Source organism: Protofrankia sp. BMG5.30 (genome assembly GCF_001983005.1).
GTDB lineage: Bacteria > Actinomycetota > Actinomycetes > Frankiales > Frankiaceae > Protofrankia > Protofrankia coriariae.
The window spans coordinates 1-6,919 of the sequence record NZ_MOME01000081.1 but is presented as its reverse complement, the minus strand read 5'-3'; the positions used below and the strand labels follow the sequence as shown (position 1 = coordinate 6,919).

Here is a 6,919-nt window from a genome sequence, read left to right as displayed (position 1 = left end):
CTCTTAATCTGCGGGTTCGGGGTTCAAGTCCCTGGCGGCGCACCCGCCGGCTTGCCATGCTCGCCGATCTTTGATCGGCTTCGCCGAGGGACGTGATGTCTACCCGGGGGGCGGCCCCCGGACCCCCGGTGTCGCGCTCTGCGCGACTACCATCCACACGGAATCCCATGACAGCGTACCGTGCACCGGGTGAGACAGCCTGTGCCGCACAGCGGGGAGGGCTATATGCAGGAGCCCGAGCTGCCGGCAGCTCTCTGTGATGTCGAGCTTGTTGATCCACCCGCCTGGCTCGACGAGGTGCTCGTGGATGCGGATGAGGATCTGTCCGCGGGATGCTTGCGGTCGTTCGCGTCGATCGAGGAGTTCGACGCCTACGCCCGGCAGGTCACTGCCGATGACGGAGAGGCACTACGTCGCACCGCATGACCGGTTGGGCGCATCCCTAGCCGAGGACGACTCTGCGATCACCGAAGTCGGCGACGATCTCGATCTTTCCGCCGAGGGCTTCCACGTAGGCCCTGATCGTGGACAGTCCTGCGCGGTCGAGCGCACCGCGTTCAAGTTCGGAGACCGACGGCTRCTTGACGTGCATGCGCTCGGCCAGCTCCACCTGAGTCAGGCCCTGCTCCTCGCGGATCTCTCTGAGTCTGAAGGCGCGCACCTCGGCGTCCATACGAGCGCGATGCYCCGCGACTCTGTCTTCCCTCGGAGGCCGCTTGGCTCGTGCCTGGCTCCATGTACTTGTCATCGTGTGCGCCTCCTCCCGATCAGCTTCCATGTTCACTACGCAACCACTCATCGTACCGATCATCGGCGATCTTGATATTTCGGGTGTACCAGCCATTCCAGTCACCGGACTTGTCACCGCCGACGAGCAGTACCGCCCGCCGTTGTGGATCGAACACGAACAGGATGCGTACCTCTCCCGAGCCGGATGATCCCGGGCGCAGCTCTTTCATGTTGTGGTGTCGGGATCTCTTGATGAGGTCGACCAGAGGCCGGCCTAAAGCCGGGCCGTCGTCTGCGAGCTTGTCGATCGYGGCTGTGACCAGGTCGTAGCTACTGTCGTCGAGGCTCAACAGCCACGTCATCGACCTCGTCGAGTAGCCGGGCATCCCGGCGCACCTCCTCACTATAGGCTCTTGCCTGTATAGGGCAAGGCCTATGAGGTCGGCGACGTCATGTACCTGGTCGTGTACCCGAGCCGGCGCACGTCGACGGACGAGCACGAACACCCGCTGCGTGACCTGCGCTCACCGTCCGCCGGTGTGCGTGTTCGTCCGCCAACCCGCCGGCTTGGGTACAGCGATGGATACACTTGGACGGTCGCCAGTGCCGACCGCCGGCTGGCCTGCTTTGGCCCAGGTCAACGGCCATCCGATCCTCACCGGAACCAATCGATGGGACCAGGCGATCATCGTTGCCACGGGCACACCGTGGCATGTTCAGGCCAACGAGAACTTAATGCCTGGGTTAAGCTGTTCGAGTGCGAAGCTGGGAAGTCCTCCTGGCCGAGGATGTCGTCGAGTGGTTCGTCGACCTGACCAAGAACGACCCCCACTCGGCCGACCTCGTCGAGGACGCCATCGACCGGCTAGCCGCCGCAGGCCCGACCCTCGACCGGCCCCTGGTCGACCGGATCAAGGGCTCACGTCATCACAACATGAAAGAGCTACGGCCTGGCTCGGCAGGCACGAGCGAGATCCGAATCCTGTTCGCCTTCGACCCGGTCCGCCGTGTGGTGCTGCTGGTGGCCGGAGACAAGTCCGGCAACTGGCAGCACTGGTATGAGACCGCGATACCCGCGGCGGACGAACGCTACGACCTTCATCTGACCGAGATCGCGAGGAGGGACTACCGATGACAACGATGAGATGGGACGACGTCAAACACCAGGCCGAGCAGGCACGTGTCGCCGCCGGCCACCCGGTACGGACCGACGCCGACCGTGAGGCCGGGCAGCGCCGTCTCGACGACGAGATCCACGCCTACCGGCTGGCCGAGGTCCGACGCAGCCGCGCCCTGACCCAACGCGAGGTCGCTGAAACCATGGGCGTATCCGGTCCCCGCATCTCCGATGTGGAACGCGGAAAGCTGGATGTGGTGTCGGTGTCGGTCCTGCGCGCCTACGTCGAGGCTCTCGGCGGACGGTTGAAGGTCACCGCCGAGTTCGGCGACTCGAGCTACATCGTCGCCTGACATCGGCTCCGTCAACCGCCACCGAACACAGCAGCAGGAAGGCCAGCCCGGACCTGGACCGGTAGACAGTGGCGGACAGGGAGCCCTGCCGGAATGATCGTTCTGGCGGATCGACGTCACGTGGCGCTGTACGCTCGTCGCGTGGCTGAGACAAGACTGCTCACAGCGGTACTGACGCCAGACCCGGACGGTGGGTATGTCGTCCAGATTGTGGAGCTGCCGGGTGTGATCAGCCAGGGCGACACCGTGGAGGAGGCACTGGCGAACATTCGCGAAGCCGCCGAGCTCTACCTCGAAGACGCGACGCCAGCGGATCGAGCCGCACTTGACGTCCACCCTCTGACCACCGCGGTGCAGGTGCGTGTGGCTTGAGCGGCCTTCCTGTCCTGTCCGGCGCGCGACTGGTCAAGGCGCTCGAGCGCGCTGACGAACTCGACGCACTCCTGTAGCAGGCACCCAGCGCAGGCGGTACCGGGTGGCCGGCGGCGACACGTGCTGCTTGGCCTGGCGTTTGACGTCGTCCCATCTCATCGTTGTCATCGGTAGTCCCTCCTCTCGATCCCGATCAGGTGAAGGTCGTAGCGTTCGTTCGCTGAGAAGGGGAGGGGCTCGCGGCTACGGTAGGAGCGTGACGGGGCTTCTGGGGCGCACGACGGAGAAGTSCCGTCGATCAAGGGTTGCTATGGCATCTGTTCCAAGTCTTTCAGCGATCGCGATGACAGCGGCGTCAACCGAGCCGAGAGGGAAGTCCGCGTATTTCTCGATCAGTTCAACAATCCGATCGATGTCCGTCTTTGCCAGCGGGATCAGGGTGATCTGTCCGGTACCGATAGAGCGCAGGAACGCGGCTTCGGCATGGGTACCCTTCTCCCGCTCCAGCAGGTAACAGACCTCGGTGAGCACGGGGTAGGGAACGAGTAACGGGCGGGGCGTACGTCGCATGAGCGCGACGCACCGGGCGTGATCTTTGTCGTCGGCGTCGATGGCGGCGACGAGTGGGCCGGTGTCCCAGATGATCACTCGGGTTCGCGTCCCATCTCCGCACGCAGGATCTCGCCGGAGCGGGCCGCGAGGTCGCCCTTGCCGCTGGACAGCGCGCCCACGAAGTCTGGCAGCGGCCACTCGTCGCCGCCGTCCTCGGTCGGGGTGCTCTCGCGCACGAGAGCCAGGATCGGCGCCACCTGCGATTCAGGCAGCCGGTCAATCAATCTATGCAGCTCGTCCCGCAAGATGCTCACAGATCACAGGATACGGCCGCGGGCGGCGGCCGACTCGCCAGATCCACTGGCGTACGACCTTGTGGCCCTGTCAGGGTGGGCATCTCCTGTCTCATCCCATCTTGCGATCTTGGCGGGTAGAACGATCTGGGCGAGCGTGCTCCTGCCGACCTGCCGACCTACCGACCTGCCGACCTGCCGACCTGCCGACCTGCCGCGCGCCGCCGACGACCACCCGGGTGTCTCCAAGCGCCGCCGACACAAGGTCCGTGGCATGCCTCGGGAAGAGGTCAGGACTCGGCTGCCCGACTGCCATCCCGCCCTCCTCCGGCCGGCCCAAACACATGCCCGCGGTCAGTTTGAAGCCATGGTCACGGTCGTTCCGCGAGCATGATCGCGGTTGTTCCGCGGGCATGGCCGTGACCGGTCTGACGTCCCGGCGTTTCCGGAGCGGCCCTGCCACGGCGGAGCCGGGTGGGGCTCGGAGGGGCTTGCGTGGTTCCGGCGAGGTGAGGGGCCGTGTATGGCGGGCATCAGGCTGTTTTTCTGGCGCTCGGCGCCACTGTCACCGACAGGAGAAGGGCGAGCGTGAGCACCATCCAGGCCGCGAGATAGCTGAAGGCGAGGGTGGGCGAGGCGAGGGTGTACAGGAGGCCGGCGACGACGTTCGCGGCGAGGTTCCCGACCGCTTGGACGGTGGCGAGCAGCCCGAACGCCGACCCTCGGATCTCGTCGGGCGCGAGGGCCGCGACGGCCGCGTGTTCGGCGGTCTCCGCGCAGCCGATCCCGATTCCGGCGAGCACGAAGGCCACGCCGAGCAGCCAGATCACCGGTCCGGAGACCGCGAGCAGCAGGTAGGAGACCAGGAACGTCGCTACTCCGACGGCGGTGACCAGGAGCGGGCCGTGACGGCCGATCCGGTCGGACAGCCCGCCCGCGGGAAAGGACGCGGCCGTTGCGGCGATGTTGTAGGCGATGTACAGCGCGATCCCGATCCGGGTGGCCGCGTCCGTGCCGTGGCCGGCGGCCAGGAGATCGGTGGCGCGCAGGATCAGCAGGGTGCCCGCCACGTTGCCGACCTCGAAGGCGGTGAACCCCGCCAGCACTCGGCCGAGCTGCCCGCGCAGCACCGGCCGGATCTGGAACCGCAACCGGCGCCGCCCGGTGGCCCGTGGCAGCTTTGCCTGCCGGATCGCGTAGACGATCGCGAGCGCCGCCAGCAGACCGGGAACGAGCGAGATCAGCATGGCGGTGCGCACGCTGACCAGCGACACCAGGCCGAGCGCCAGCAAGGGGCCGATGATCGCGCCGAGGTTGTCCATGGTCCGTTCAAACCCGTAGGCCCGGCCGTAGGCGACGGCGGGCACCACGTCGGCGAGCAGCGCGTTGCGGGCCGGTACCCGCAGTCCGCGGGCCGCCCAGGCGCCAGCCCGCAACATCCCCGCCTGGGCTACGGAGGTGGTCGCCCCGATCAGTGCGGAGAACACCGCCGTGGTAGTGTAGCCGCCGACCGCGACCGCGCGCCGCCGGCCGGGATCGTCCGCCAGCGCGCCGCCGACGAACCTGCCCGCCCCGGCCAGCCCTTCCGACACTCCTTCGATCGCGCCCAGTGCCGCGGCCGGCGCGCCCAGGGTCGTGGTGACAAAGCTCGCCATCAGCGAGGTCGGCACCTCATGCCCGACATCGGCGAGGAAGCTCGCCGTCCCAATCCCTCCGACACCTGGTGTCAGCCACGGCCGCCGCCCCGAGGCGATAGATGTCTCGGCAGGGGTTTCGGCTGGCGCTGTACTGGTCTCAGTATTCACAGGTGGGATCAGACAACACGCGGTCCCGCAGATGCAGACTGTTTTTCCTGGCGGGTGCCCTATATGCTGATCATTAGTTTCGGTCTGTGCTACTACTGAGCGAACCAGCAATCGCAAGGATTACCGGCTCAGCGATTGGCCGAGACCAGCGGCCGGACGGTGGCAGTGTGCTGAAGGTCATAGCCATCCAGATCTGCGACAGATCGCTGGAACAGCGGATCCCGAAGTGTGGCGATCAGCGGTCGGGCCGCCCCCAACGCGCCATGGCCAAGAGCGATCTCGTAGGGCTCCCACAGCAGCGGGACGAAGTCGAGCCCCAGATCCGCCAGCCCGGCACGCACCCCCAGACCGACATCGGCGATACCCGTGGCAACGGCAAACGCGATCTCCATATGCGAATGCAGTTCGGGCCCGGCAATCTCGTGCGGCGCGACCCCGTCGGTGAGTAGAAGCTGTTCGAGCAGCAGCCGAGTACCCGCGCCCAACTCACGCCTGGCCACCCGCAGACCACCGAGCTGGGCGGCGGACGCCAGGCCCCGTGGGTTGCCCGCCGGGACGATCAGCCCCTGCTCACGCCGCCACAGATGCAGAAGACGCGGCTTGTCGCGACCCAGCACCGCCCGCGCGAACGCCTCGTTGTACACGCCATCCCGATGGCGCAGGTGGATCACCGCGCCATCGGCCTCGCCACGCGCGACCGCTCGCAGCCCCTGGAAACTCCCCCGCGCCCCTACCGGCACGACCGCCGCGCCGAGCCGGTCAAGCAGGACACCCAGCGCCGGGTCATCGCTGCCCGCCAGCCGGAACACCCTCTCTGGCTCCAACAGGCGCGCCGCGGCGATCGCACCCTCACCGGCGACCCGCGCCCGCCGCCGGTCCGCCATGGTGATCACTCCGGCATCCGCCAGATAGCGGTAGGCCCGCACCACCGTCGACGACGTCGTTCCCAGAGTCCGGGCGTACTCCCGCACGCCGGGCAACTCCTCACCCGCCGCCAACTCCCCGGACCGCACACGACGAGCTAAATCATCAGCAATCTGCATATAAAGGGCCATGGCTACCAACTATATGATCATTTAGCCGTCCGAGGCGCCGGCACCGGCGCACGACGGAAAAGTGTCGATCAAGGGTTGCTATGGCATCTGTTCCAAGTCTTTCAGCGATCGCGATGACAGCGGGCGTCAACCGGCCGCTGGGAGTGTCTCGTGATCAGTGTTTCCGGCGGATTTGATCAGTAGGTCTCAGCGGACGGCCAGCGGTCACTAAACGTGATTGCCATCGCGTCGATCACGGGTTTCCACCGGACAGCCCACCGGGCGCGGCCGGTCCCGGTCGGATCCAGGCTGCGGGTCACAAGATACAGGCATTTCAACGCGGCCTGGTCGCTCGGGAAATGCCCGCGGGCGCGGACCGCCCGGCGGTAGCGGGYGTTGAGCGACTCGATCGCGTTCGTCGAGCACAACACCCGCCGTATTTCCGCGTCATAGTCGAGGAACGGGATAAACTCCTCCCAGGCGTTCCGCCACAGCCGGATCACGGCGCGGTACTTCTTCCCCCAGGTTTCTTCGAACTCGTCGAGGGCGAAGGCGGCGGCTTCCGGAGTAGGCGCCGTGTAGATGGGCTTCAGGTCGCGTTTCACCGCGTCATGATCGGCCCGCGAAGTCAGCCGAAACGTATTGCGGATAAGGTGGATAATGC

General features: G+C 66.6%; 11 protein-coding genes. 4 read left to right on the top strand and 7 right to left on the bottom strand.

Going from position 1 to position 6,919, the window contains the following annotated elements:
- The first annotated feature begins 225 nt into the window (after positions 1–225).
- A complete protein-coding gene (locus BL254_RS24420) occupies positions 226–426 on the top strand; it encodes a hypothetical protein (RefSeq protein WP_047221656.1) in 201 nt (66 codons plus the stop codon).
- A 16-nt stretch (positions 427–442) separates the two neighbouring features.
- Here the strand turns inward: BL254_RS24420 and BL254_RS24415 are convergent, their stop codons facing one another.
- A complete protein-coding gene (locus tag BL254_RS24415; protein WP_217699370.1) occupies positions 443–661 on the bottom strand; it encodes a helix-turn-helix domain-containing protein in 219 nt (72 codons plus the stop codon).
- A 106-nt stretch (positions 662–767) separates the two neighbouring features.
- Positions 768–1,235: a type II toxin-antitoxin system RelE/ParE family toxin gene (locus BL254_RS24410; protein WP_371391340.1), complete on the bottom strand. Its 468-nt coding sequence runs from the start codon at positions 1,233–1,235 to the stop codon at positions 768–770.
- Positions 1,236–1,486: 251 nt separating this feature from the next.
- Here BL254_RS24410 and BL254_RS24405 point away from each other — a divergent pair, with 251 nt between their 5' ends.
- The 3 genes from BL254_RS24405 (at position 1,487) to BL254_RS24395 (ending at position 2,571) form a co-directional block, all read left to right on the top strand.
- Positions 1,487–1,864 (top strand): type II toxin-antitoxin system RelE/ParE family toxin, encoded by a 378-nt coding sequence (locus BL254_RS24405; protein ID WP_047221658.1) that lies wholly within the window; start codon positions 1,487–1,489, stop codon positions 1,862–1,864.
- Positions 1,861–2,199, top strand: a complete 339-nt coding sequence (locus BL254_RS24400; protein WP_076845350.1) for an XRE family transcriptional regulator — start codon at positions 1,861–1,863, stop codon at positions 2,197–2,199. Before BL254_RS24405 ends, BL254_RS24400 begins: the two co-directional genes overlap by 4 nt.
- Positions 2,200–2,292: 93 nt before the next feature.
- Entirely contained in the window at positions 2,293–2,571 is a 279-nt protein-coding gene (locus tag BL254_RS24395; RefSeq protein WP_083731365.1) for a type II toxin-antitoxin system HicB family antitoxin, read from the top strand.
- A gap of 243 nt (positions 2,572–2,814) precedes the next feature.
- Here BL254_RS24395 and BL254_RS24390 read toward each other — a convergent pair whose 3' ends face one another.
- The 5 genes from BL254_RS24390 to BL254_RS24365 form a co-directional block, all read right to left on the bottom strand.
- Positions 2,815–3,219 carry a type II toxin-antitoxin system VapC family toxin gene (locus BL254_RS24390; protein WP_076845348.1) on the bottom strand — a complete coding sequence of 135 codons (405 nt, stop codon included), beginning with the start codon at positions 3,217–3,219 and terminating at the stop codon, positions 2,815–2,817.
- Positions 3,216–3,380: a hypothetical protein gene (locus BL254_RS24385; protein WP_235433282.1), complete on the bottom strand. Its 165-nt coding sequence runs from the start codon at positions 3,378–3,380 to the stop codon at positions 3,216–3,218. Before BL254_RS24385 ends, BL254_RS24390 begins: the two co-directional genes overlap by 4 nt.
- Positions 3,381–3,949: 569 nt before the next feature.
- Entirely contained in the window at positions 3,950–5,071 is a 1,122-nt protein-coding gene (locus BL254_RS24375) for an MFS transporter (protein WP_235433283.1), read from the bottom strand.
- A gap of 278 nt (positions 5,072–5,349) precedes the next feature.
- Positions 5,350–6,264, bottom strand: a complete 915-nt coding sequence (locus BL254_RS24370) for a substrate-binding domain-containing protein (RefSeq protein ID WP_256386277.1) — start codon at positions 6,262–6,264, stop codon at positions 5,350–5,352.
- A 188-nt stretch (positions 6,265–6,452) separates the two neighbouring features.
- Positions 6,453–6,919, bottom strand: a 467-nt coding sequence (locus tag BL254_RS24365) for a transposase (protein ID WP_175648481.1), incomplete at its 5' end; no start/stop codon positions are given.